Here is a 25,566-nt window from a genome sequence, read left to right on the forward strand (position 1 = left end):
TCCCGTGCGCCGGAAAACAAGATGGAACCGCGCATGGATCCGATGTTCCGCGCGATGGAGATCCTCGGCGAGCCGAACAAGGCTTGCCCGGTCATCCACATCACCGGCACCAACGGCAAGACCTCGACCGCACGCATGATCGAGTCGCTCTTGATGGCGCACGACTTGCGCACCGGCCGCTACTCCTCGCCGCACCTGATCTCGGTCACCGAGCGCATCGCCATTGACGGTGCCCCGGTAGACGACGGGACCTTCGTGCGCGTGTGGGATGAAATCAGCCCGTTCCTTCAGATCGTGGACACCGAGCTCGTCGAGCGCGGCGAAAACAAGCTGACCTACTTCGAAGCTGTCACCATCCTGGCCTTCGCGGTTTTCGCCGAGGTTCCGGTGGATGTCGTGGTGCTCGAAGTCGGCCTGGGCGGCATCACCGACGCCACCAACGTGGCAGATGCCGACGTTTCGGTGATCACCCCGATCTCCTTGGACCACACCGATCTGCTGGGGGATACCCCGGGCGAGATTGCCGAAGAAAAGGTCGGCATCCTCAAGCCCGGCGGCTACCTGGTCTCTTCGGTGCAACCGGTGGATGCCGCCGACGTGCTGCTGGCTCGCGCCCGCGAGCTTGAGGTGCCGGCAGCTTTCGACAGCCTGGACTTCAAGCTCCTGGAACGCCAGCATGGCGTGGGTGGGCAGCTGCTGTCCATCCAGGGCCAAGCGGCGCGCTACGACGAGATCTTCCTGCCATTGTTCGGTGCCCACCAGGCGCAGAACGCCACCGTGGCCTTGGCTGCGGTGGAGGCCTTCCTGGGCGGCGGCCAGCGCGAGCTGAATGCCGATCTGGTCCGCGACGGCTTCGCGGCCGCCACCAGCCCGGGCCGCCTGGAACTGGTCCGCGCGGCACCGAGCATCCTGGTGGATGCCGGCCACAACCCGGATGGCATACGCGTCACCGCAGAGGCGATCAAGGAATCCTTCGGCTTCACCCGCCTGGTGCTGATGGTTGGCATCTTGCAGGAGAAGGACGCCGAAGCAATGCTTTACACCATGCGCGAGCAGTACGGTGACATGGTTGAGGACATTTGCATCACCCAGTCGTCCTCGCCGCGGGCCATCCCGGCCGGCGAACTGTCCACCATGGCGATCGACGCTGGCTGGCCGGAAGAGGACATCCACGTCACCGAGGACCTGGAAGATGCCATCGAATGGTCGGTGGGCCGCGCCGAGGCAGGCAACGACTTGTCCGGCGGCGTGCTGGTGACCGGTTCGATTACGCTGGTGGGCGAGATTTCACTGTTGCTCAAGGGAGGCGAATCCTGATGGCTAAACTCACCCGTGCCCAGCGCGAGTGGCGTCCTGGGATGAAGAAGAAGCAGCGCTCCACGAAAATGATGTTCGCATCAACAGTGCTGGTCTGCGAGGCGCTGCTGGCGGTGTTCGTCACCCTCGCGGCCTTCGGGCTCAAGCGTGGCGGAGAACCGGTGGTCGTGCTCAGCCTCGGCGCTGCCGTGGCGCTGCTGTGCATCTTCAACTGCGCGCTGCTGGGCAAGAAGATCGGCTACATCATCGGCTGGATCCTGCAGGTAGTGTTCTTCCTGTGCGGCTTCATCCTGCCGGACATGTTCTACCTCGCAGCGGCCTTCGCCCTGTGCTGGTGGTATGCGCTGAACAAGGGCGGCGAAATCGACGCAGTGAACAAGCGCCGCGCCGCCGCCCAAGAAGCCTGGGAAAAAGCGAACCCCGAGCAAGCCTGAGAACCTAAGAAGTACATCAACGATACGAAGAGGTAGTCACATGACTGAACGTACCCTGATCCTGGTCAAGCCAGATGGCGTCAAGCGCGGTCTGACCGGACAGATCCTTGGCCGCATTGAAGCCAAGGGCTACACCATTGCCAAGCTGCAGCAGCTGGAAGCTACTCGCGAGCTGCTCGCCGAGCACTATGCAGAGCACGAAGGCAAGCCATTCTACGAACCGCTGGTTGAGTTCATGCTCTCCGGTCCGGTGGTGGCGATCGTGGCTGAAGGCCAGGGCGTTATCCCCGGCTTCCGTTCGCTGGCTGGCACCACCGACCCGACCACCGCGGCTCCAGGCACCATCCGTGGCGACTTCGGCCGCGACTGGGGCCTGAAGGTCCAGCAGAACCTGGTCCACGGTTCGGACTCCGTCGAGTCCGCCGAGCGCGAGATCGGCATCTGGTTCGGCAAGTAGATCGAAACGCGAAAATCCCGGCAGTTGGAAACTGCCGGGATTTTTCATGCCTGGAAGCGGGTCCTAGAACCAGTCATCCAAACTGTCCTGGGCGAGCATAGCTCCTTGCGGGCTAGCTGCCTGCTGCACCGAACTTCCGAGCGCCTGTGCGGTCGAGTCCAGCGGCAGCTGCTCTGCAGCGCCGATCCTGACCACCTGGTGGTGGTCGGTGATAGGGCCGACTATGTGCGAAAGATACTTATCTGCTCCGTCATTGCTGAATTCCAGCACGTGGATACCTCCCAGTCTTCAGTGCGCGTTAGCACATTGATTGCGGGCGAAGCGTGGCGCGGGTTTTCCCTGTTGGGGAAAACGAAGACATGCAGCAAAACTTCTCAAGGCGATTGCGCATCCCGCGTCGCTCCACTTCCATCACTTCAGTCACATTAAACACACAAACCACATCCACGGCAACGCGGGATCGGGTCCACCGGTCTTGTCCCCAGCGCGAAAACCCCGGGAAGCCGGGGCTGGATGAGGGCATGAACTCTTTGAGAATTAATTGGAAATAATTCGATCAAGAGCATTTAAGTGGCAAAAGGAAGGGCGCCCCTGACGTGCAGGAGCGCCCCAGCCGCAACAGCTACTCGGAATCCTTGAGGGATTCCTGGTGCTGTTCCTTCGCTTCGAGTTTGTCTAAAGCTGCTTGCTCTTCGCTGATCTCGACTTCAGACTTGATGTCCTCGCTGGCTTCAGCCACCGCATCGGATTTGTCGCGCCCGGTCCATACCTTGATCACCGCCCATGAAGCGGCCACCAGTGGCACCGCCAGGACGGCGCCAACGATGCCCGCCAGGACGGTGCCTGCGGTCAGTGCCATCAGCACGACCAGTGCATGCAGGCTCAGGGCGTTGGCCATGACTACCGGCTGCAGGAAGTTGCCCTCCAGCTGGTTCACCAGGATCACCGCAGCCAGCACGATCAGCGCCACCACAGGTCCGTTGGTAACCAATGCAATCAGCGTGGCCAGGATGCCGGCAACGGTGGCACCTACCATCGGCACGAAGGAGCCGAGGAAGACAATGACGCCTAGCGGGATGGCCAATGGAACCTGCACGATCAGCAGCGTCGCGGTGATGCCCAAAGCATCCACTGCGGCCACGGTGGCAGTACCGCGGATGTAGCCGCCGAAGGTGCGCAGCGCGCGGTCGCCGGAAAGAATCCACTTGTTGCGGTAGTGGCGTGGAGTCCATGACACGGCAAAGGCCCAGATCTTGTCGCCGTCCTTCAGGAAGAAGAACAGGATTACCAGCAACAGGACCAAGCCGGTCACGAAGCTGCCTGCTGCGCTCAGCGTGTTCAAAGCGCCGGTGCCGAACTGGGAACTGGTCAAGAAGCCGGTTACCGTTTCGACAACATTATCGATCTGGCTCTGGTCGACGCTGAAAGGCATCGTGCCGATGAAGCCCTGAACCATGTCATTGAGCTGGTTGAAACCTTCAACAGCTTGGTCAACGAGCTTTGGCCATTCCTTGATGACCGAGAAGACCAGGCCGGTGCCGATGCCTCCGAGGACCAATAGGGATCCGAGGAAAACGATCCATGCTGCCAGCATCGGGGAAACAAACTTGCGCAGCTTGACCACCAGGGGCCACAACGCACAGGAAATGATGACTGCCAGCAACGTCGGGATCACGATCATGGTCAAGCGGAGCATGCCGATGATGAGGAATGTTGCCAGCGCGCCAACTACCAGCAACTGGGCGCTTCGAATGCCTAGGCGTCCTAGCAAGTCGGTCCACAGGCTGGTGACCGTGAAATCTGGTTTGGCGTCCCTGACCGGAACACGGTGGTGCTCGGCAGGTGTCGGCTTGTCGTCCTGAGGTTGCTTTTTCAACAACGCGGCGGGCCTGACCTTACGGAAAAAAGCCATAGTCGCTCCTTGTAGCTGGTTCTGATAGCTCTAACAATAGGCTAACGACTTGACAAGGTCCCAAGGCAACACCGAAATGCTGATTTTTTGGCGTTCGCACTGGCCACTAACCCGTTTTCGTGCCCGAAGGCTTTGATTCGTGCACCCACGGGCTGATTTCCCCGGCATTCCTGCGGCGGGAATGGCTCTGCGGCGACGGTGGCTGCAATGATGCCCGGCTTTTCGCAAATCCGTTCTTGAGGTGCAATGTCGCGGTATGCGCCGGTCCATTGTCATCGTGCGGCAGGTCACATAAGGTGAGGTGTGGCTGGTGCCATTTGGATTAGTCAATCGGAATGCACCACGGGCCATTCGAGCACTCGCACGGTACAAGGAGCAAAGCTTTGCCAGATCCCAGGAAATCATCATTGTCCAAGCGATCCATCGCGCTGGGTGCGGCGGTCTTCGCCGTCGTTGCGCCGTTGGGGTTAGCGGCGCCGGCCAACGCCGATGCCAATTTCCCGTCGCCTAACGGAGAAACAAATATTTCGAGCATTCTCAGCTACCAAGACACAGTCAAGGAATTGCAGAAGATCGAATCCAATTCCCGGTTCGACGTTGATGCGTTCACGCTCCAAGAGGCAGGAACGCAGGTCAGCGAGTCAGAACAGGGCAGGGATCTGTATGTGGCAACTGCGGGGCACGGCCCTGAGGACGTTTGGCTGCAGGGGCGCATCCACGGCAATGAGCCCTATGGAACCGACTCGCTCCTGACGCTGCTCAAGGAGCTTGGCGCCAACGGATCGGCAGACTACGACCTGCTCCGTGAGAAGTACACCTTCCACTTCATCCCGATGTACAACCCCGACGGTTCGGAGGAGAATGTTCGGCAGACAATTTTGTGGGATCAGGAAACGAATGCTCCGCAGCTTGATGCCAAGGGCAACCAGCAAAGAGTCGACCTGAACCGCGATTGGACGCTGGAGGGCTTCGTTGCCAACGAATCGCTGGCGTATTACGAGTACTGGACAATGGTGGATCCCGCGTTCGGCGTCGATGTGCATCACCAGGGCCTGAAGAAGGAGTGGGGTACAGGCGATGACGTGACTTTGTCGCTCGGTATCTCCCTCGCGCCAGGTGGCCCGACCTTGCCTGGAATCGAGAATGGCGCTTATGACGTGCTTACTCGCCAGATGCAAGTGCATGTGTATGACGAGCTGTCGAAGTACGGCGCGTTCAACATCGACCGCTACCAGGTGGGCGACGGAATGGAAATCGACATCAAGGGCGGCGTCGTCTCTGCAATGATGCTGGGCTTGAACTACCGGGGGCTCAATGCCGACGGGCATCGAAACCCGGTGGTCTTCTTTGAAACCAGTGGAAATAGCAGTGACGGAAGCCTCGGGCAGAAGTCCCGCGGCAAGTTGATTCGCCAAAATGTTCTTGCGCTCAAGGAATTGCTGCTCGGAATGGCATCGGGCGAAGTCCAGCAAGAAGATCCAGAACGCTGGGAAGAAATCCCTCACCAGCCTGTAACGGGCTATCAGACCGATTATGCGGGTCTGGTCCAGAAGTGAACTGACGCAGCAGAGCTGGGGCCGCGCAGTGCGCGGCCCCAGCTCTGTTGAGGTCTCCTTCTCTGCTTGTGCGGACTACCTGGCGTTGAAGTACTCCTTGGCCAGCAGGCCCATGATGATCTTGTCGTGGAACGACCCATCGTGGAATCCAGCCTGGCGCACTCGGCCCTCTTCGCGGAATCCTGCGCGGTTGAAGGTGCGCAGTGCGCGCTCGTTGTACGCCCAGGCATTCAAGCCGATGCGGTTCAAGCCCATCTCGCGGAAGCCGTAGTCGATGATCATCTTGGTGGCCATGGTGCCATAGCCTTGGCCCACATTTGAACCACCGATCATGATCATCAATTCGGCCGAACGGGCCGGCGCGTTGTAGTCGTACAATGCGGTGTGCCCGATCAGCGTGTCATCGGGAAGCGTGATGGAAAGTCCCACGCCGTCGGTAGTGCCACGGTTGACGCTGCGCGATTTGAAGAGTTCTGCGGCTTCGGTGATCGGGTGGGGAAGTACCAGGTTGCCCTGCAGGGCCATGAATTCTGGGCTATTCCACCATTGGGTGAGGAACGCAAGATCTTCCTCTTGTAGTTCACGGAGCCGAAGGTGTTCGGAAATCAGCAGGTTGATTCCGTAGTCCTGGGCATTTTCTGTGTTCCATATGTCACTTGCCATGCTTCTAATCTACCGGGTCTAACTGGGCAGTATCCGGAAGATCGTTGACGGCGAACCCTTCCCGGCCTTGCCGATGGCCGTTTTGACGCTGATCGAAGGCCGAAGCGGGATGTCTTGGCGCCGGTGGCGCGCCGGGGTGCAACAAGCAGTGGCACCAGGCCGGCCGACCTGGTTGGCGGCGGGGTGGGGGAGCGCCAGGAACAGCACTGCGGGGCCGCTACCGAAGTAGCGGCCCCGCAGGTGGGCATGGAAGCCGGGCTCTAGCCGAAGAAGGCGAGCGGGAAACGCAGGACGACCGATGCGGCAACGAGCGCCCAGATGACGGCTGTAATGATCCAGCTCCACTCGGCGAAGAACTTCTTCACGCCGGCTCCAGCAGGAATCACGCCGGTAAGCACATTGCGTGCGGTCGTGAACACGAACAAGGGAATCGTCATGGCCCACACGACCATGCAGTAAGGGCACAGGGCGTTGATTTCATACAGGGCCTGGGTCCAGAACCAGATCACCAAGCCCATAGCGGCGGTGATGCCCAGCTGGAAGCACAGCCAGAACCAGCGCTTCAGGTTTGTTGCGCCGGCCAGCAGGGCGAAGCCGATGGCGATAACAACAGCGAAGCAAACGATCCCGAAGAAGGGATTGGGGAATCCGAAGATTCCTGCCTGCTCGGATTTCATCACGGTGCCACAGGAGATCCAGGGATTGACGTCGCAACTGGTGATGTAGTCGGGGTTCTTGTACAACTCCAAGCGTTCCAGGACCAGGATTCCGGCGGCGAGCCAAGAGATCAATCCCGTAACGATGATGAACAGCCCGAAGCCGCGTTCCTTAGCCCACCAGGGCAACACGCCCGAGCCGTGGCTATTTTCTTGTGATGAAACCATGTTTTGACTATTCCATAAGTTCATAGGAAAGCGGGTTATTCCGCCAAGGCCTTTTTCATACTAGGAAGCATTTCTGTGCATCTGGTGAGAAGCAATGAACAAGGCGTGAACGAAATATGAGAGAATGGGAATGGTTGTTCGCGGATCCACAGTCTGCTTTCAACCCGACGACAGACTTTTGAAACAACAGATCGACAGGCGATGCATCGCTTCGGTTGAGTGCCCAATATGTGCGCCTCCCGGGGGAATACCGCGGATCGTAGGGCTGCAAAGGAAAGCAGCCGGTTTTCTTAGGCCACGTTGATCCGCAGGATTTGCGCCTGGTTCAGAAATTTGGACCAGCGTCGAACCCGCGGAAAATAGCGAGCTTTTGTGTCCGGACTACTGGAAGATAAGTAGGCCAAGCGACACGTGATGATTGTAGTTTCAGCAACGGCGCCGTCTGTGGAGGATGCCCGAGCGGGACATAGTAGGAGTACGCGAATTTAAATGAGCGCAGCAAATCAACGAAAGGGCGGAACGCAAGGTAATAAGCGGGGCAACCGTTCAACACGAGCCCGCCGTACCAGTGTTTCAACCACACCCGCGCGACCACTGCGTCGCGCCATGACCTTGGCCGAACTCAATGCCGCTGCCGGCGTCGAGGAAAGCCCATACCGCTGGCGGGCCACCCGCCGCACCCAGATTTCCACCCCTGATTCCACCAAGCGGGCCAGCCGCCAGGCCGAACGCCGGGCGCAGGCAGTGCGCAATACCGCGAATGACGAGGCCGTAGAGCTCGCCGCGGCCAAGCAGGAAGACGTCCAGGACAAGCAGGAAGACGTCCAGGAGCAGAGCGCTGAAATCGCTGCCCCGGCCGAGCAGGAAGTTGCACCGGTTGAGGAAGCGAACGACGTTGACCAGACCGGCATGCTGCTGGCCGAACACGGCAGCACCATGATCTTGAATCCTTTCGCCGTGCCGGAAACAGCTCAGGCTGTTCTGGCCCAGGCTGTTGCGAAGAAGCAGGAACCTGCTCGCCGCGCAGCTGCCGCAGATCCCGAGGCAGACGCCGATGCCGACGACGTGACTTCGCGCCGCCGCCGCCGCCGTCGCCGCGGGGAAGTGGATCTGGAACTTGAGGGCGGCTCGCAGGATGATCCGCCGAACACCGTTACCCGTGTGCGCGCCCCGCGTGGCAGTATCGAAAGCCACAGCTCGGTCAACGACAAGGTCGCTTCGGTGCGCGGTTCCACCCGATTGGAAGCCAAGCGCCAGCGCCGCCGCGAATCACGCGAAACCGGTCGCCGCCGCCAGGTGATCACCGAGGCCGAGTTCCTGGCCCGCCGCGAATCCGTCGAGCGCAAGATGATCGTGCGCCAGCGCGAGGACCGCATCCAGATCGGCGTACTGGAAGATGGAGTGCTTGCAGAGCACTTCGTCTCCAAGACCCAGCAGGATTCGCTGATCGGCAACGTGTACGTCGGCAAGGTGCAGAATGTGCTGCCATCCATGGAAGCTGCTTTCGTGGATATCGGCCGCGGCCGCAACGCCGTGCTGTACGCAGGCGAAGTGAACTGGGACGTAGCCGCTCTCGAAGGCGCGCCGCGCCGCATTGAGAACGCCTTGAAGGCTGGCGACTCGGTCCTGGTGCAGGTCACCAAGGACCCGGTAGGCCACAAGGGCGCCCGGCTGACCAGCCAGATCTCCCTGCCTGGCCGCTACCTGGTCTACGTGCCAGGTGGTTCGATGACCGGCATCTCGCGCAAGCTCCCTGATGTCGAACGCCAGCGCCTGAAGAAGATCCTGAAGGACCACCTGCCGGAAAACGCGGGCGTCATCGTGCGCACCGCCGCCGAAGGCGCTTCCGAGGAAGAACTGACCAACGATATCAACCGGCTGCGTGCGCAGTGGGAAGGCATCGAAGAGCAGGCCAACTCCACCAAGACCCTGGCTCCGGAACTGCTGTACTCGGAACCCGATCTGACCATCAAGGTGGTCCGCGACGTCTTCAACGAGGACTTCACCAAGCTGATCGTCTCCGGTGACCACGCCTGGGACACCATCGAGGCCTACGTCATGTACGTGGCGCCGGATCTGATGGGCCGCCTGGAGAAGTGGGAAGCCGAAGAGGACATCTTCGCCAACTTCCGTGTGGACGAGCAGATCGCCAAGGCGCTGGACCGCAAGGTCTTCCTGCCTTCGGGTGGTTCGCTGGTCATCGACCGCACCGAAGCGATGACCGTCATCGACGTGAACACCGGCAAATTCACCGGTTCGGGCGGCAACCTCGAAGAGACCGTGACCAAGAACAACCTGGAAGCGGCCGAAGAAGTGGTCCGCCAGCTGCGCCTGCGTGACATCGGCGGCATCATCGTCATCGACTTCATCGACATGGTCCTGGAATCCAACCGCGATCTGGTGCTGCGCCGCCTGGTGGAGTGCCTGGGCCGCGACCGGACCAAGCACCAGGTTGCTGAAGTGACCTCGCTGGGTCTGGTCCAGATGACGCGCAAGCGCATGGGCACCGGCCTGCTCGAAGTCTTCGGTGAAGAGTGCGAGCACTGTGCAGGTGCTGGCTTCATCACCCACGAAGAGCCAGTTGAATCGCGCAAGACCTTCAACTCGCAGGGCGAAGCGCACAGCAAGAAGTTCAACGACAAGCCAAGCCGCAACTCCCGCCGCCGTCGTGGCGGCGAGAAGGACGAGCAGAAGCCAGTTGAGAAGCAGGAGCCGGCAGCAGGGGAGAAGGACGAAGCCACGCGCAACGCCCTGGCCAGCATTGCCGCCGCTTCGCACCTGGATGCCGCTGCTGAAAACGCAGTGAGCATCGAGGGCGAACAGATTCCTGTGGCCAAGTCCGCGGCGTCTGCGCAGGGCACCGAGGCCTCGGTTACCCTGGAAGCGCTGGAAGCAGCGTTGCCGGGCCAGGATGAGTCCAGCGACGAGCAGGACGGCAGCCGCAAGCCGCGCCGCCGTTCACGCTCCCGTGGACGCGGACGCAACCAGTCCGAGGAAAACGCTTCGGGCAACGAGGAAGCTCAGGCCAACCAGGAACAGCAGGCTGCTCCTGAACCTGTTGCCGCCTCGACGTCCCAGGAGCAGCCGCGCAAGCGCTCACGCCGTGCTTCGCGTCCGCAGGAAGCGGCACAGCAGGACCAGCCGGTGCTCACCGGCCTGGCCATGCCTGCTGCCAGCGCGCCTGCTGAGTCCAGCAGCCCCGCGGCTTCCGTCCCAGTTGCCGCCACCGCGGCAGCCCCACAGAATTCCACGAAGCCAAAGCGTCGCAGTCGTCGGGCCACCTCGGTCCAGGGCGATGCGACTGCAGAGGTTCTCGTGGCAGAGGTATCCGCCGCTACCGGTTCGGTAGTTCAGATGGATGCCTCCGGTTCGCAGAAAGATAAGCCAGCTGAGCCTGCCGGGCAACCGGTAATGCTCGGTGTGGGTGTTCCAGTACGCGAACTGAAATAGATGAACTTGATCACGCTTCCCTCGCTGGGGCAGTTTGTATTTGCTCCAGCGGTGTGGACTAGCGTAATCTAGTTGATCGGTGCTAAACGCCAAGATCACGGACTTTTGGTCCGCTCGGCGTCAAGGCACAAGCGCATGAGATCCCCGGGATCGCATCCACTTTGTGGGTGTTCGGGTCGATATCTGCGCCGGTAAGACAATAAACGTCGAGTAGAAGTGAGTACCCACGTGGTGTACGCAATTGTCCGCGCAGGCGGCCACCAGGAGAAGGTTTCCGTTGGAGACCTCATCACCGTTGACCGTCTTCAGGCTGCCCCAGGCAGCTCCATCGAGCTTCCAGCTTTGCTGTTGGTAGATGGCGAGAAGGTAACTTCCGCAGCTGCCGATCTGGCTAAGGTCACGGTCACCGCTGAGGTTGTAGAAAACCTTCGCGGCGAGAAGATCGTAATCCAGAAGTACAAGAACAAGACCGGTTACAAGAAGCGCCAGGGCTTCCGTGCCGCTCTGACCAAGGTCAAGGTCACCTCGATCGCCTAATTCAGGCAATCGTAGAATCCATTTTTGTAGCGAAAGAGGCTAAAAGGCATGGCACATAAGAAAGGTGCGAGTTCCACTCGCAACGGTCGCGATTCCAACGCACAGTACCTAGGCGTAAAGCGCTATGGTGGACAGGAAGTCAAGGCAGGCGAAATCATCGTTCGCCAGCGTGGCACCCACTTCCACCCAGGCGCCGGCGTAGGCCGTGGCAAGGATGACACCCTGTTCGCATTGGCTGCTGGCGCAGTCGAGTTCGGCACCCGTCGTGGTCGCCGCGTGGTGAACATTGTGGCTGCTGCCTAATTCAGGCAACAGGCAAATTTTTTAGTACACAAGGGGTGGGCCGATTTCGGTCCGCCCCTTGCGTGCATAGTTAGACTTTTAAGCGAGTAACCCTCGCAACCCCGTACTAGGAGAAGATGGCCCCGTGGCTGCATTCGTTGATCGCGTAACCCTTCATGTCACCGCAGGTAATGGTGGCCACGGTTGTGTGTCCATCAAGCGTGAGAAGTTCAAGCCGCTTGGCGGTCCCGACGGCGGCAACGGCGGCAAGGGCGGAGACATCATCCTGCGCGTCGACCCCCAGGTCACCACGCTGCTGGACTTCCACCACCTGCCGCACCGCAAGGCCGGCAACGGCGAGCCGGGCAAGGGCGGTCTGCACCCGGGCAAGAGCGGCGATGACCTGGTCCTGGGCGTACCTGCCGGCACCGTCATCAAGACCAAGGACGGCGACATCCTCGGCGACCTGGTCAAGCCGGGCGATGAATACATCGCCGCAATAGGCGGCATGGGCGGCCTGGGCAATGCGTCCATCGCCTCGGACAAGCGCAAGGCCCCGGGCTTCGCGTTGCTGGGCATTCCCGGAACCGGCCAGGATATTGTCCTGGAACTGAAGTCCATGGCGGATATCGCGCTGGTGGGCTACCCATCGGCCGGCAAATCCTCGCTGATCGCCGCCGTGTCCGCGGCACGCCCGAAGATCGCCGACTACCCGTTCACCACCCTGGTGCCCAACCTGGGTGTCGTCGAAGCAGGCGAAACCCGCTTCACCGTCGCCGACGTGCCTGGCCTGATCCCTGGAGCCTCCGAAGGCAAAGGGCTGGGCCACGAGTTCCTGCGCCACGTTGAGCGCTGTGCCGCCATCGTGCACGTGCTGGACTGCGCCTCGCTGGAAGCGGACCGCGACCCAATCAGCGACCTGGACATCATCGAAGCAGAGCTGGCTAACTACGAAGCCGACTCCACCTTCGCCGGTACCGACGGCACCATCGTGCCGCTGATCGAGCGCCCGAAGCTGATCGCACTTAATAAGGTTGACATGCCAGACGGTGCCGACATGGCTGAATTCGTGCGCCCTGAGTTGGAAAAACGCGGTTACCGCGTCTTCGAGATCTCCGCGCTCTCGCGTAACGGATTGCGTGATCTGTCCTTCGCTATGGCTGAATTGGTAGAGCAGGCACGCGCTGAACAGGTTGTTGAAGCCCCAGTAGTCGAGGTGCCTGTGATTCGTCCACGTACCACCAAGCGTGCCGAGTTCACCATCCGCCGCGAGGAGCAGAACTTTGAGCCCATGTGGCGAGTTATCGGTGAAAAGCCGGAACGCTGGATTATGCAGACCGATTTCCGCAACGATGAAGCTGTCGGCTACCTGGCTGACCGCCTGGCCAAGCTGGGTGTCGAAAACCAGCTGTTCAAGGCCGGCGCCAAGCCAGGGGACGCGGTAATCATCGGCGCCGAGGACAACGCAGTGGTCTTCGATTGGGAGCCAACTATGGCAGCCGGCGCCGAACTGCTCGGCGGCAGCCGACGCGGCGAGGACATCCGCCTCGAGGATCGCGGCGATCGCAAGACCCGCGAGGAAAAGCGTGCCGAGCACGAAGAGCGCCGGGCGGCCAAGGCATCGGCTCGCGCCGAGCTGGAAGCCGAACGCAAGGCCGGCGTCTGGACCGAATCGGTTGACTCCAAGTACGGACGAAAGACTGCGGAACCAAAGGCAACCCAGGAGGAAAATTAAAGTATGAGTGAAAGTGCCACCAAAACAATTTCAGCCATTACCTCGCCCCACCAACTGCCTCAAGCCAAGCGCTTAGTGGTCAAAGTTGGATCCAGCTCGCTGACCACGGTCAGCGGCGGGATATCCCACGAGCGGTTGAAGTTCCTGGTGGACACTCTCGCTGAAACTGTCAACAACGGTACCGAGGTCATTCTTGTATCCTCAGGTGCCATTGCCGCCGGTCTGGCCCCGCTCGGGTTGGCCAAGCGTCCCAAGGACCTTGCCACCCAGCAGGCCGCGGCGGCCGTTGGCCAGGGTCTGCTGCTGGCGCAGTACACCCAGCTTTTCGATGAGTACGACCAGCGCGTAGGCCAGGTGCTGCTCACCGCCGACGACCTGATGCGCCGCTCTTCCTACACCAACGCGCTGCGCTCCCTGGTTCGCTTGCTGAACCTGGGCGTGCTGCCCATCGTGAACGAAAATGACGCGGTCGCCACCCGCGAAATCCGCTTCGGCGACAACGACCGCCTCGCCTCGCTGGTGGCCCACCTGGTCAAGGCCGACGCGCTGCTGCTCTTCTCCGACGTGGACTCGGTCTACGACGCGCACCCTGATGACGGTGGCAGCCGCATCACCACCATCGAGCACCCCGACGAACTCGAAGCGGTGGACCTGGGCACCCCGGGGGCAGCCGGAGTCGGCACCGGCGGCATGATCACCAAGGTCGATGCCGCGACCCTGAGCTCCTCGGCGGGCATTCCCACCCTGGTGACCAGCACCGACAATGCCGCCAAGGCGCTGCGCGGACAGGATGTAGGCACCTGGTTCGCCGCCCGCAACTCCCGCCGTTCGGCCCGCGACGTCTGGCTGGCCTATCTGGCTTCCATCGAAGGCAAGCTGATCCTGGATGCCGGCGCAGTCAAGGCCATCGAAAAGGGAACCAACTCGCTGCTGGCAGCCGGCATTACCGCCGTCCGCGGGGAATTCGAGGCTGGTGACGCCGTAGAGATCTGCGACGCGGAAGGAACCCCCTTCGCTCGCGGGCTGGTGAACTTCAGCTCCCATGAACTGCCCGAGATGCTCGGACACAACACCACGGATCTGGTTGAGGAGCTGGGCGAAGGTTACGACAGATCAGTAGTGCATGTTGACGACCTAGCTTTGATCGAACCCATTTTCTAGAATGAGGAGCATGAGTATGGATGCCGTAAACACCGAAGAAACGACCACCGACGTCACCACCTCGGTCCACCAGCTGGCCGACCGTGCACGCCGCGCCGCACGGATCCTCAAGCGCGCCAACCGCGACTGGAAGGACCGCGCCCTCGCGGCCATGGCTTCGCGCATCGACCAGAATCGTGCGATGATCCTGCGCGCCAACGAGAAGGACCTGGCTGCCGGCCGCGCCAATGGCACCTCCGAGGCCCTGCTGGACCGGTTGAAGCTCGATGGCAAGCGCATCGACGGCTTGATTTCCGCGCTGCATGAACTCGCTGGCCTGCCCGACCCGGTCGGTCGCGTGGTGCGCGGGGAAACCCTGCCCAACGGCCTGCGCATGCGCCAGGTCAACGTCCCGCTGGGCGTCATCGGCACCATCTACGAAGCGCGTCCGAACGTCACCGTGGACATCGCTGGCCTGGCGCTCAAGAGCGGCAACTCGGTGCTGCTGCGTGGCGGTTCGGCGGCGCTGAACTCCAACCAGGCGCTGGTCGCGGTGATCCGCGACGCGCTGGAGTCCGTCTCCCTGCCCCGCGACATCGTGATCTCGGTCGACGAATTCGGCCGCGCCGGTGCCGACGCCATGATGGGCGCGCGCGGAAAGATCGACGTGCTCATCCCGCGTGGCGGCCGCGAGCTGATCCAGCGCGTGGTCACCACCGCCAAGGTCCCGGTAATCGAAACCGGCGAAGGCAATGTGCACATCTTCCTCGACGCGAGCGCCGACGAGGAAATGGCCGTCGATATCCTGCTCAACGCGAAAACCCACCGCCCCAGCGTCTGCAACACCGTGGAGACCCTGCTGGTCCACAAGGATGCCGCTGTGGCCCCGGCAGTGCTGCAGGCCCTGGCCGCAGCCGGCGTGAGATTGCACACGGACGACCGAGCCGCCGCGCTGGTTCCGCAGCTGCCGACCATCCCGGCGGGGGAGGATGACTGGCGCAACGAGTACCTGGACTTGGATATCGCGGTGAAGGTCGTCGATGGCATGGACCAGGCCCTGGAGCACATCCGCGCCTACTCCACCGGCCATACCGAGGCGATCATCACCTCCACGCTGGCTGCTTCCGAGCAGTTCGTGGCGGAGATCGACTCGGCTGCGGTGATTGTCAACGCCTCGACCCGGTTCACCGACGGCGGGCAGCTGGGCCTGGGCGCAGAAGTAGGCATCTCGACCCAGAAGATGCACGCTCGCGGCCCGATGGGCCTGGCCGAACTGACCACGACCAAGTGGATCGTCCAGGGCGACGGGCACATTCGCAAATAGTTTCTGACCGCCCTTTTCGGTACGATGTAGAAGAAACGTACCGTTACTTTTCGAGCTACTGATCCAGCCGCCCAGGTTGCTGGCTTAGCGAACTCGTGAAAACGACTGGAGAATTATCTTGAACGCGCTGATTTTGGCTTCGGAAGCCGCTTCCACCGGCATGGATCCTCACACTTTCGCTGTGATCGTCGGTGGGGGCATCTTCGCAGCACTGATGGTCCTGCTGCTGATTACCGTTTCCTACACCAACGTAGGCAACCGCCACGAGGCAAAGCCTGAACCAGAGGACACCCACCGCCAGTTCAAGACTCACGTACCACATAGCCACTAGTCTTGGCAGAGCAAAAGCCTCAAGACCGCCCATTGCGCCTCGGCGTGATGGGCGGTACTTTTGACCCCATCCACAATGGCCACTTGGTCGCTGCCAGCGAGGTAGCCGCCGAGTACGGCCTGGATGAGGTCGTTTTCGTGCCCACCGGCCAGCCTTGGCAGAAGGCCGATCGCCAGGTCACCAGCGCTGAGCACCGCTACCTGATGACCGTGATCGCCACCGCGTCGAACCCGCGCTTCACCGTAAGCCGGGTCGACGTCGACCGCGAAGGCGCCACCTACACGCGTGACACCTTGCTCGATCTGCGCGCCTTGCGCCCGGATGCGGAGCTCTTCTTCATTACCGGTGCCGACGCGATGAGCCAGATCATGAGCTGGCGCGACATCGACCAGGTCTTCGACCTCGCCCACTTCGTTGGCGTGAGCCGCCCTGGCTATGTCATCGCGGATGTGGGTCGCGACAATGTCTCGCAATTGGAAATTCCGGCACTGGCAATTTCCTCTACCGATTGCCGGGAGCGTGTCGCCGCCGACAAGCCGGTTTGGTATCTTGTGCCGGACGGTGTGGTGCAGTACATTGCAAAATATGGGCTGTATACCGAGTCGTAACCTCACATAAGGTGGGGTAGCACGGCATAATCTCTAGGTAAGGGTGACGGTATTTGTCTATGCGGTCGGGAGAAGTATCAGGATGAGCGATAACTCGCAGCCGGTTTCAAGCAGGCGAGCTCTGCGCGAAAAACGACGTGCTGAGATGGAAGCTTTGCTGGCCAACAGCAAGGCCGAGCAGGCAGCCAAGGAGCACGCGTCGAAAAGCGCGGAAAAGGCCGAGGATTCGGCGAAGCCAGCGAAATCTGACGCGACCCCAAAGGCCAAGCCGGCACCCAAGGCAGAGCCAGCAAAACCAGCTCCAGCCAAGCCGCAGCCGGCCAAGCCTGCACCCAAGCCAGAGCCGGCAAAACCAGCTCCAGCCAAGCCGCAGCCGGCCAAGCCAGCCGCCAAGACCGCAGGTGCCAAGCCAGAAGCGGCCAAGCCGGCTGGAGCCCCAGCCAAGGCTCCCAGCGCAAAGCCTGCAGCTGAGCCAGCTAGCGCACCACAGTCCGAAGAGTCCCTGGGTGAACGGGCGTCGTTGCGCCGTGCCCGTGACCGCGAGGCCTTGCGCGAGCGTCGTCGACTGGAAGAAGAGGTCGGCGCGCTGACCACTAATATTCCAACGGTCGCCCCCGCGGAGGAACCTAAGCCGCTGACCCGCCGTCAACTGCGCCTCCAGGCGCTGGCAGACCAGGGCAAGGCCGAGCCGAAGGCCCCGGCCGCCAAGAAGCCTGCGCCCAAGGAAGACGACCCGGAGACTACGGTCATGAGCGTCGAGCAGGCGCTAGCCGCCCGCCGTGCCCACGCGCCGAAGACCCCGGTCGATCCAAACCTGCTGGGGGAGGACGATTCCGAGATCGATCTCGAAGTGCTCGCCCACCAGCGTGAAATGGCAGCCCGCGCGGCCATCATTTCCCGCCGTGCCGCGGAACGTGAACGCCTGCGCATCCAGAATGCCAACCAGGGCAAGGACGACAAGGCCTCCGATCCTTTCACCGGCGCCATGGGCAACATTCGCGAGGTCGAGGACCGCATCGCCAAAACCGGCGTGCAAGGGCCCAAGACCCAGAGTGTTTCGCTGGACTTCAACGCCGGCGGCAAGCTCAGCTCCAAGAAGGACGAAGCGGCACCAGCAGCCAAGAAGCCTATGGCCAAGCCGGCGCCCAAACCCGCAGCGAAGGCCCCCGCCAAGCCTGCGGCCAAGGCACCGGCCAAGCCTGCAGCCAAGCCAGTTGCAAAACCAGCCGCTAAGCCTGCGCCAAAGGCGCCGGCGGATCAGAAGGCTGAAACCCATACGGCCCAACCGGCCCCGGACGTTGACATGCCACGCATCGATGCGGTCAATGCACAGGGATTGCAGCCACTTGACGTGCAGGCGCACGGCCTCCGCCGCGCCAATAACATGCTGATCGCGATGATCGTCGCCCTCAGCGTGGGCGGTGCAGCATTGATTGCTGGCTTGATCATGTTGCTTGGCAACTAGTTTTCGTAGGACAATTAGGTTCTCGATCTACACCTCTATAAGGAGGCACTCCACTCTATGGGAGCACACGCCGAATCAATTGCCCTCGTGAAAGTTGCCGCGCACGCGGCTTCCGAGAAGATGGCAGAAAACATGGTCGCGCTGGACGTTGCCGACCGCTTGGGCGTCACCGACGCTTTCTTGATTGTCTCTGGTGGATCAGAACCTCAGGTGAACGCAATCGTCGATGAAATCGTCGCTGAGGTGCTCGACGAGTACAGCATGCGTCCGATTCGCCGTGAAGGCTTCGGCCAGGGACGCTGGGTCCTGCTGGACTACGGCGACGTAGTCGTCCACGTTCAGCACCAGGAAGACCGCATCTTCTACGCGCTCGAACGCCTGTGGGCCGACTGCCCAGTCATCGAGCTGCCTGAGGAACTTTCTGAAAACCAGAAGTAACCCTCAATTTGCATCCTGATCAGGTAGTCATCTATGATTATGGAGTTGCCTGATCAGGGCAGCAATCCTTTTGGGGGTATGGCGCAGTTGGTAGCGCGTCTGCATGGCATGCAGAAGGTCAGGGGTTCGAATCCCCTTACCTCCACAAATTAAAATCCTGAAATTTCGGTTTGTCCGAGATTTCAGGATTTTTTGTTTTCCACAAACCGTGTTGCCCACCGCCGGTGCCCGCGATGCCCACGGCATGCTGTATCCCATGAGCACAGTGACGGCACAAGCACTATCGAATCTGGTCGAGGCGGGCAAGCTAATCGCCTTGGCTACTTCGATCCTGTCCGGCGACGTACCGGCCGGCCACGCTGCGATATTCGCGCTGTATGTCGAGGAAATCAACCAAAAGCTCAGTCGGGCACAGATCCACGCAGCTCATGCCCTACGCCGCACCGGTGCACACAAACTTGATCAGGCCTCCTTCCAAGCGGTCAGCGATGCTGGTGTCGATCCCACGCTGGAACAACTTGAAGCCGCCGAAGGACATGCCACTACCGGGCGCACCCATTTCAAAGACGCCAAAGGCATGATGACCGACTGGCTGAATATTCCGCGCGGCACTGCAGGAACTCGGCTAGTCCAAGCCGACTGCCTGCTAGGTGGTGTCGATCAAGCAGGGCAACCGGTAGAGCCGTGGCTCCCGGAGCTAGCCGCGCAATTCGAAGCCCCGAATGTGGACCCGCGATTGGTAGCTTCTACGGCCTTGAAGCTGCATTCGGCACGTAATGATTTCGGCGACGATGAAACCGGCCAGGCGGAGAAAGCGCGATTGGAAGCAGAATCAGTCGCTTTCCTGCGCTCAGAACCCAAATCGGCTCGTAAGCACATCAATGACTTGGTGGCTCAGGTGAAAGCCGGCAAACGCCCGCTGAAAGCTCTGCTGGAACGCATTGGCATCTTCAAGAAGGGCATGCGCCAGGGCCTGATCGAGTATACGCTTCGTGTGTTGCCCTCCCAGGCGGCGTATATCGAGGCCTACTTCGCGCAACTGGACAATCCTGCCACCGTGGCCGGGAACAGGGACGGCTTGAAAGACGCCGAGGCTCAATTCACGGGTCAGCAGGACTCCGGTTGGGACGATGCGGAGTCCAAACCGGACTGGGCAAAAGACGATCCGGTGGCGGACGAAGAAACCGAAGACGATAGTCCGCCGGCAGACAACAACGAACAAGTTTCGGAGACCTCGGATGACGAGGAAGAATGTTGCCGGCCGGGGGATCCTGAAGAACGTAATACTGAATCAGCTACCAATGGTGCAGTCACTCCATGGGAGGATTTGAAGCCCGAGCGACGCCGTTTAGTTGGATTCATGGCAATGCTGATGAGTGACAGGACGAGCACCAGTGACCCGCCGGGTCAACGTGCTGGGTTGGTCGCACCGCAGGTGAGCATCATTCTGAATTGGGACAAGATGCAAGAGCAAGCACAAGACTTCGCGGTCACCAGCAGTGGGATGTCCTTGTCTGCTGGTGAAGTCAGAACTGCGCTGTGCAATGCCGGAGTGTATCCGGTAGTGCTCAATGGCCAGAGCCTGCCCCTCGATTTAGGCCGGACGCAACGACTGTATTCGAAGTCCCAGCGCCGTGCGATCCGAGCCGCCTACCGGGGCTGTTCCTATCCTGGATGCAGCATGCCCGTAGAACGGTGCGAAATTGATCATCTGAACGCGTGGGAAAAGGGTGGACGAACGGATATCAAGTCTGCCGGGTTGAATTGCCTGATACACCACACTGCCCGGCATTGCGGGTTGTTCCACGCGGTGAAGATTCCGGAGAGCAGGCCGATGGTATTGCTTTCACCAGAATTGGATCCGGAACAGAAATTGCGGATCAATACGTATTTCATGACTCCCGCAGAGGCATTGGAAGCTGAAGCGTTGGCGGATGAAACGACAGCGAAGTGGCGCGCGGGGGAGCTGGACGTAGAAATCGTCGAACCTTGAGATCCCCCTAGCAAGATTCAGCCGCCGACGAGCGGAGGACCGTTTCAGCGCCGATATTCTCGCCGGAGTTGCGATACTTGAATGAACGAAGATCATTCAGGAGCAATATGTCACGTGTTCAACGCCGGGCTGCGAATTCCCGACCATTTTTCGGTACCCAGAATTCGTCGCATACCTCGATGGCTGTTCGCTATATTGATGATGGCAACGTGGAATCCGCTCCGGAAGGCACGAGCGCGGCCGATGCGCTGGCGTTCGGCCAGACTGGTGATCAGCGCATTGCTTTGTCCTTGTATCCCACACCAGATGAAGCTGACATCCACGATCTCACCGAGGCGTGGGAACTGCATCCAGTGCTAGCCGAAGACCTCGTGCACGCCCGCCAGCGGCCTAAACTCGAACGCTACGGCGAGGTGCTCCTGCTGGTAGTTCGCTCAGCGTTGTACCTCGATGAATCCGAAGAAGTCGAGCTGTCCGAGTTCCACATCCTGATGCGCAAAGGCGCTGTGGCGGTGCTCTGCCAGGACCACCGGTGGATCGACGGCACAGACGGCGAGGAATTCGTCGAGTCAATCAGGAACGGCAAGCTTCGCAAGGACCAGGTGCTGCTCAAAGACCCGGAGCTGCTCCGGTTGGGCGCCGAAGCAGTGCTGTACCGGATACTTGATGCGATTGTTGATGGATACGCCCCCGTGCTCCACGGCCTGGGGATCGACAAGGAGCAGATCGAACGGCAAGTCTTCAGTGGCGATGCCGCAGTCACCGAACGCATTTATCGCCTCAGCCAAGAAGTGATCGACATGCAGCATGCGACCGCGTCATTGCTGGAGGTCGTGCAATCGCTCGACGACGGGTTCAAGAAGTACCCGGTGCCCGCTGAGCTGGAAACCTACCTGCAGGATGTCACTGACCACCTCACCCGCGCGCATACCCAAGCCGTGGAATACCGGGATGCGCTATCGCAGATCTTGAGCGTCAATTCCACCCTCGTAGCCCAGCGCCAAAACGAGGACATGAAGAAGATTTCCGGTTGGGCAGCGATCCTCTTCGCCCCGACCTTGATTGCAGCGATTTACGGGATGAACTTCGAGAACATGCCAGAACTGCATTGGACCTTCGGCTACCCGATTGCGGCCGGCCTCATGCTGGGATTTGCTGCCGCACTATATGGTGTATTCAAATGGCGCAAGTGGTTCTGAGCGGAAAGATTCCAGGGGAGACATTGACGGCGAAAATCGACTTCAAGAAGTCGCTGGACAGCTATCGGTCCGTGGCCGGGCAGTTCCGTGTCCTGCAGCTGCCAGCGATGCACTACCTGATGTTCGATGGATCAGGTGACCCGAATACCAGCAACTTGTACCAGCAAGCCCTGCAAACCTTGTATCCGGTGGCCTACAAACTCAAATTCGCGAGCAAGGCGCAGGGCAAGGACTATGTCGTCCCGCCGCTGGAAGGCTTGTGGTGGGCCGAGGACATGGCGGTCTTTACCGAACGGAGAGACAAGGAACAGTGGAGCTGGACCATGATGCTGATGGTCCCGGCGTGGATCAACGAGGACGACTACGCGACGGCTCTGGAAACCGCCCAGGCGAAGAAGCCGTTGCCTTGCCCTGGGCGCATCCGGTTCCAGTCGCTTGCTGAAGGCCAATGCGTGCAGACGCTGCACATTGGCCCCTACGATGCAGAAGCCGAAATCCTGGCCGCGATGCACCACGAATTCATACCCGGCCAGGGACTGCGCATGACTGGCAAGCACCACGAGATCTACCTCGGCGACCCTCGTAGGGTGGCACCGGAAAAGCTTCGCACGATCCTGCGCCAACCCGTTGAGCCCAACTAGCGAGAGGAAAATAGATGGAACTGGCACCCCAGAGCACAGTTGCCCAAGTGCAACAGGCACTGGCCGAGCTCGAAGACCCCAAGTACCGCGCGGTCAATGAGAAGCACGGCGATGATTTCGGCGTGAATCTAGGCAAGCTCCGCGCCTTGGCCAAGTCGTTGAAGAGCAACCAGGAGCTTGCCGAGGAACTCTGGGCCACCGGCGAAACCGCAACCCGGCTGGTCGCGCTGCTGATCGCCAAACCACGGAGCTTTACCTTGGAACAGCTGCAGGTGTGGAGCCAAGGCGCCAGCACTCCCAAGGTCCAAGCATGGTTCCTGAGCTACATCGTCAAGAAATCCAAGCTGCTCGAGGAGCTCCGCCTGCTGCTCATGAGCCAGAGCGACCCGGTACAGCTGGCTGCCGGCTGGGAGCTGACTGCCCACCAGGTAGTCAAGGCCCCGGAACTGCTGGACCTGGAACAGCTGCTTGACACGATCGAAGCCCGAATGAGCGCCGCACCGGATCGCCTGCAGTGGGCGATGAATACGACCCTGGCGCACATCGGCATCGAGCATGAGCATTTGCGCCGACGTGCCCTGGCCATCGGCGAGACCTTGCAGGTGCTGGCGGACTACCCGACCTCCGCCGGGTGCATTTCACCATTCGCTCCCATCTGGATCACCGAAATGGCCAAAAGAAAAGCCTAGGTCCAGCAATCGCTGGACCTAGGCTTCCGGGAGCTAGGCGTCCGCCGGTTCCTCGCGCTTATCGCGCAGCGCGATCTTGGAGATCACCCAGATCACGGCGGTCAGCCCGCCGGTGAGCAGCAGCTGGGTGCGCGCCGCGGGATCAGTCATCGCGATGGCGACAATCGCCGCAAGGACGATGATCGTAGCGATCGACAGGCCCGGGAAACCCCACAGCCGCAACGGCAGATGCCCGCCATCGCGGTCCGCGCGGCGACGCAGGATCAGCTGCGTCACGGCAATGAACGCCCAGATGAAGATGATGGTCGAACCCACCACGTTCAGCAAGATCGGCATCACAGCCTCGGGCCAGATCCAGTTCAGGCCCACGGCCAGGAAGGAGAAGGCCACGGAGGCGATCACGGCCTTCGACGGCACGCCCTTGCCGGTCACGTGGGTGACGGCGCTCGGGGCGAGCTTGCGCTGGCCCAGCGAGTACAGCATGCGCGAGGAACCGTAGATATTCGCGTTCATCGCCGAAAGCAAGGCGACCACGACCACGGCGTTCATCAAGAAGCCCACGCCTGGAATGTGCATGACATCCAGTGCAGCCGCAAATGGGCCGTCCACGATCGCCGGATCATTCCAGGGCACCAGGGCGACAATGACCAGGATCGAGCCGAGGTAGAAGAACAGGATACGCATCATCACGGACTTGACCACGCGCTTGATGTTGCCGGCCGGGTCCTTGGACTCGGCGGCCGCGATGGACACCACCTCGGTACCGCCGAAGGAGAAGATGACGATCAGGACTGCGGCGGCGATGCCGGCCATGCCACCGGGGGCGAAGCCGCCATGGGCGGCCAGATTGGCGAAGCCAACTGGTTCCGGCGTCGGGATCACCCGGGTCAGCACCAAGGCGCCGAAGACCAGGAACGCGATGATCGCAGCCACCTTGATCACGGCAAACCAGTATTCGAAACGGCCGTAATTCCTTACGCCGAGCAGATTCGCTCCGGTCAGGACCACCACGAAGCCGAGCACCCATGCCCACTGCGGGAAGGCCGGAACCCAGCCGGCGGTAATAGCCGCGGCCCCGGTAGCCTCGGCAGCGATCACCACGACCAGCTGGATCCAGTAGAGCCAGCCCAGGGTAGACCCTGCGCTGCGCCCCATGGCTTGGCCAGCGAAGGTGGAGAACGCGCCGGAGGACGGATTGGCGGCTACCATCTCCGCGAGCATGGCCATGATCACGATGATCACGGTTCCAGCGATCAGGTAGGAGACCAGCACTGCCGGACCAGCAATGGAAATGGCCTGGCCGGAGCCGACGAACAGGCCAGCGCCGATCGCGCCGCCCAGGCCCATCATGGAGATCTGGCGCCGGGTCAGCCCGGTATGCAGCTGCTCGGGGGCTTTGACTGCGCTCACGCGGTGGCCTCCTGGACGGACAGGGCCGCGAGCACGCGATCGACGTCGTGTGCGGTACCGGAGGAAATCCTCAACCCGTCTCCGGGGAAGGCGCGAACCACTACACCGCCGGCGGCGAGCTTGGCTTCAAGCTGTTCGGTTGACTCTCCGGCATCCACCCAGACGAAGTTCGCCTGCGACTTCACGACCGGGTACCCGGCAGCGGCCAGGCCCTCGTACATCCGCTCGCGCTGGGTGACGACTTCCTCGATGCGCAGCGACAGCTCGCCGATGGCGGCCAGCGAGGCCACCGCCGCGCGCTGTGCCAAGTCGGAGACGCCAAATGGCACGGCCACCTTGCGCAGGTTCCCGGCAACTTCCAGCGGGCTGATGGCGTACCCGACGCGCAGGCCAGCCAGGCCGTAGGCCTTGGAGAAGGTGTGCAGCACGGCCACATGCGGGTACTTGCGGAACAGCTCGATGCCATCGGCCCGCACGGCCGAGCGGTCGAAGTGCACGTAGGCTTCGTCGACGACGACCAGCACGTTGCGCGGCACGGCATTGATGAACTCATCCAGCGCGCGGGCCTCCACCACCGTGCCGGTCGGGTTGTTCGGGTTGCAGATGAAGACCAATCGGGTCTTATCGGTGATCGCGGCCAGCATGGCGGGCAGATCATGGCGGCTATCGGCATCCAGGGGCACCTCGACCGGGGTGGCGCCGGCGATCCGCACCAGCGAAGGATACGCCTCGAAGGAGCGCCACGCGTAGATGACTTCGTCGCCCTCGGCGGCAACCGCATGGATGATCTGGGCCGCGACCTCGACCGAGCCCGCGCCCAGGGTGATGTGCTCCGCCGGGACGCCGAACTGCGAGCTGAGGGCGCCGGTCAATTCGGGCGCCGCGATGCTCGGGTAGCGGTGGATCGTGGCCAGGCCCTCCTGGATGCTGGACAGCACCGAGGGCAGCGGGCTATGCGGGGATTCGTTGGATGAGAGCTTGGAGGCTCCAGCGGCTGCGGGCTTGCCCTGCTTGTAAGCGGGCACTTCCTGCAAGGAGGGGCGCTGGTGAAGGGTCATGAGTTTCCTCTCTGACTGCCAGAGCTGCACGAGGTTGGCAATC

At 61.3% G+C, this 25,566-nt stretch carries 24 protein-coding genes and 1 tRNA gene; 19 read left to right on the forward strand and 6 right to left on the reverse strand.

Annotation, left to right across the window (positions count from 1 at the left end):
* The first annotated feature begins 21 nt into the window (after positions 1–21).
* The 3 genes from M2368_RS03215 to ndk are packed head-to-tail and all read left to right on the forward strand — an operon-like array spanning position 22 to position 2,208.
* Complete coding sequence (locus M2368_RS03215; protein WP_388022955.1) at positions 22–1,317, forward strand: bifunctional folylpolyglutamate synthase/dihydrofolate synthase; 1,296 nt, start codon at positions 22–24, stop codon at positions 1,315–1,317.
* On the forward strand, positions 1,317–1,751 hold the full coding sequence (locus tag M2368_RS03220) for a DUF4233 domain-containing protein (protein WP_105658487.1): 435 nt from the start codon (positions 1,317–1,319) through the stop codon (positions 1,749–1,751). The genes M2368_RS03215 and M2368_RS03220 overlap by 1 nt, the downstream gene beginning before the upstream one ends.
* 40 nt (positions 1,752–1,791) lie before the next feature.
* Positions 1,792–2,208 (forward strand): nucleoside-diphosphate kinase, encoded by a 417-nt coding sequence (gene ndk / locus M2368_RS03225; protein ID WP_105658488.1) that lies wholly within the window; start codon positions 1,792–1,794, stop codon positions 2,206–2,208.
* Between the two features lie 63 nt (positions 2,209–2,271).
* Here the strand turns inward: ndk and M2368_RS03230 are convergent, their stop codons facing one another.
* Both M2368_RS03230 and M2368_RS03235 read right to left on the reverse strand, forming a co-directional pair.
* Positions 2,272–2,478 carry a hypothetical protein gene (locus M2368_RS03230; protein ID WP_105661425.1) on the reverse strand — a complete coding sequence of 69 codons (207 nt, stop codon included), beginning with the start codon at positions 2,476–2,478 and terminating at the stop codon, positions 2,272–2,274.
* Between the two features lie 352 nt (positions 2,479–2,830).
* Positions 2,831–4,120, reverse strand: coding sequence for an AI-2E family transporter (locus tag M2368_RS03235; protein WP_332503112.1), 1,290 nt, complete (start codon positions 4,118–4,120; stop codon positions 2,831–2,833).
* A 407-nt stretch (positions 4,121–4,527) separates the two neighbouring features.
* On the opposite strand from M2368_RS03235, the gene M2368_RS03240 reads away from it, so the two are divergent.
* Positions 4,528–5,676: a M14 family zinc carboxypeptidase gene (locus M2368_RS03240; protein ID WP_498724001.1), complete on the forward strand. Its 1,149-nt coding sequence runs from the start codon at positions 4,528–4,530 to the stop codon at positions 5,674–5,676.
* A 75-nt stretch (positions 5,677–5,751) separates the two neighbouring features.
* Here the strand turns inward: M2368_RS03240 and M2368_RS03245 are convergent, their stop codons facing one another.
* On the reverse strand, positions 5,752–6,339 hold the full coding sequence (locus M2368_RS03245) for a GNAT family N-acetyltransferase (protein WP_133833267.1): 588 nt from the start codon (positions 6,337–6,339) through the stop codon (positions 5,752–5,754).
* Between the two features lie 260 nt (positions 6,340–6,599).
* Positions 6,600–7,223 carry a vitamin K epoxide reductase family protein gene (locus tag M2368_RS03250; RefSeq protein ID WP_332503109.1) on the reverse strand — a complete coding sequence of 208 codons (624 nt, stop codon included), beginning with the start codon at positions 7,221–7,223 and terminating at the stop codon, positions 6,600–6,602.
* 606 nt (positions 7,224–7,829) lie between these two features.
* Between M2368_RS03250 and M2368_RS03255 the strand changes: the two genes are divergently transcribed.
* The 15 genes from M2368_RS03255 to M2368_RS03325 all read left to right on the forward strand — a co-directional run bounded on the left by M2368_RS03255 (position 7,830) and on the right by M2368_RS03325 (position 23,055).
* A complete protein-coding gene (locus M2368_RS03255; protein WP_332595297.1) occupies positions 7,830–10,673 on the forward strand; it encodes an Rne/Rng family ribonuclease in 2,844 nt (947 codons plus the stop codon).
* A 228-nt stretch (positions 10,674–10,901) separates the two neighbouring features.
* Positions 10,902–11,210: a 50S ribosomal protein L21 gene (gene rplU / locus M2368_RS03260; RefSeq protein WP_013349163.1), complete on the forward strand. Its 309-nt coding sequence runs from the start codon at positions 10,902–10,904 to the stop codon at positions 11,208–11,210.
* Between the two features lie 48 nt (positions 11,211–11,258).
* The gene (gene rpmA, locus M2368_RS03265; RefSeq protein WP_013349162.1) at positions 11,259–11,513 is read left to right on the forward strand and encodes a 50S ribosomal protein L27; all 255 of its coding nucleotides are present in this window, start codon (positions 11,259–11,261) and stop codon (positions 11,511–11,513) included.
* A 124-nt stretch (positions 11,514–11,637) separates the two neighbouring features.
* Positions 11,638–13,227 (forward strand): GTPase ObgE, encoded by a 1,590-nt coding sequence (gene obgE, locus M2368_RS03270; RefSeq protein WP_332595296.1) that lies wholly within the window; start codon positions 11,638–11,640, stop codon positions 13,225–13,227.
* A gap of 3 nt (positions 13,228–13,230) precedes the next feature.
* The gene (proB, locus tag M2368_RS03275) at positions 13,231–14,388 is read left to right on the forward strand and encodes a glutamate 5-kinase (RefSeq protein WP_105658496.1); all 1,158 of its coding nucleotides are present in this window, start codon (positions 13,231–13,233) and stop codon (positions 14,386–14,388) included.
* Between the two features lie 16 nt (positions 14,389–14,404).
* Complete coding sequence (locus M2368_RS03280) at positions 14,405–15,691, forward strand: glutamate-5-semialdehyde dehydrogenase (protein WP_105658497.1); 1,287 nt, start codon at positions 14,405–14,407, stop codon at positions 15,689–15,691.
* Positions 15,692–15,809: 118 nt separating this feature from the next.
* A complete protein-coding gene (locus M2368_RS03285; protein ID WP_105658498.1) occupies positions 15,810–16,022 on the forward strand; it encodes a hypothetical protein in 213 nt (70 codons plus the stop codon).
* A 2-nt stretch (positions 16,023–16,024) separates the two neighbouring features.
* Positions 16,025–16,630: a nicotinate-nucleotide adenylyltransferase gene (gene nadD, locus M2368_RS03290; protein WP_105658499.1), complete on the forward strand. Its 606-nt coding sequence runs from the start codon at positions 16,025–16,027 to the stop codon at positions 16,628–16,630.
* A gap of 82 nt (positions 16,631–16,712) precedes the next feature.
* On the forward strand, positions 16,713–18,095 hold the full coding sequence (locus M2368_RS03295) for a hypothetical protein (protein ID WP_146112903.1): 1,383 nt from the start codon (positions 16,713–16,715) through the stop codon (positions 18,093–18,095).
* Between the two features lie 57 nt (positions 18,096–18,152).
* Positions 18,153–18,533, forward strand: a complete 381-nt coding sequence (gene rsfS / locus M2368_RS03300) for a ribosome silencing factor (RefSeq protein WP_105658500.1) — start codon at positions 18,153–18,155, stop codon at positions 18,531–18,533.
* Between the two features lie 72 nt (positions 18,534–18,605).
* A tRNA-Ala gene (locus M2368_RS03305) sits at positions 18,606–18,678 on the forward strand.
* A 111-nt stretch (positions 18,679–18,789) separates the two neighbouring features.
* Positions 18,790–20,526, forward strand: coding sequence for an HNH endonuclease signature motif containing protein (locus M2368_RS03310; RefSeq protein ID WP_498724002.1), 1,737 nt, complete (start codon positions 18,790–18,792; stop codon positions 20,524–20,526).
* A 179-nt stretch (positions 20,527–20,705) separates the two neighbouring features.
* Positions 20,706–21,725, forward strand: coding sequence for a magnesium and cobalt transport protein CorA (locus tag M2368_RS03315; protein ID WP_332488796.1), 1,020 nt, complete (start codon positions 20,706–20,708; stop codon positions 21,723–21,725).
* Complete coding sequence (locus M2368_RS03320; RefSeq protein WP_133833283.1) at positions 21,707–22,366, forward strand: GyrI-like domain-containing protein; 660 nt, start codon at positions 21,707–21,709, stop codon at positions 22,364–22,366. The genes M2368_RS03315 and M2368_RS03320 overlap by 19 nt, the downstream gene beginning before the upstream one ends.
* Before the next feature lie 14 nt (positions 22,367–22,380).
* Positions 22,381–23,055: a DNA alkylation repair protein gene (locus M2368_RS03325; protein WP_105658503.1), complete on the forward strand. Its 675-nt coding sequence runs from the start codon at positions 22,381–22,383 to the stop codon at positions 23,053–23,055.
* 33 nt (positions 23,056–23,088) lie between these two features.
* Here M2368_RS03325 and M2368_RS03330 read toward each other — a convergent pair whose 3' ends face one another.
* Entirely contained in the window at positions 23,089–24,465 is a 1,377-nt protein-coding gene (locus tag M2368_RS03330) for an amino acid permease (protein WP_105658504.1), read from the reverse strand.
* On the reverse strand, positions 24,462–25,523 hold the full coding sequence (gene hisC, locus M2368_RS03335) for a histidinol-phosphate transaminase (RefSeq protein WP_332499062.1): 1,062 nt from the start codon (positions 25,521–25,523) through the stop codon (positions 24,462–24,464). The genes M2368_RS03330 and hisC overlap by 4 nt, the downstream gene beginning before the upstream one ends.
* Between the last annotated feature and the right edge of the window lie 43 nt (positions 25,524–25,566).

Origin of the sequence: Arthrobacter sp. JUb119, from assembly GCF_024807995.1 — a bacterium.
In the GTDB taxonomy this organism is placed as follows: domain Bacteria; phylum Actinomycetota; class Actinomycetes; order Actinomycetales; family Micrococcaceae; genus Glutamicibacter.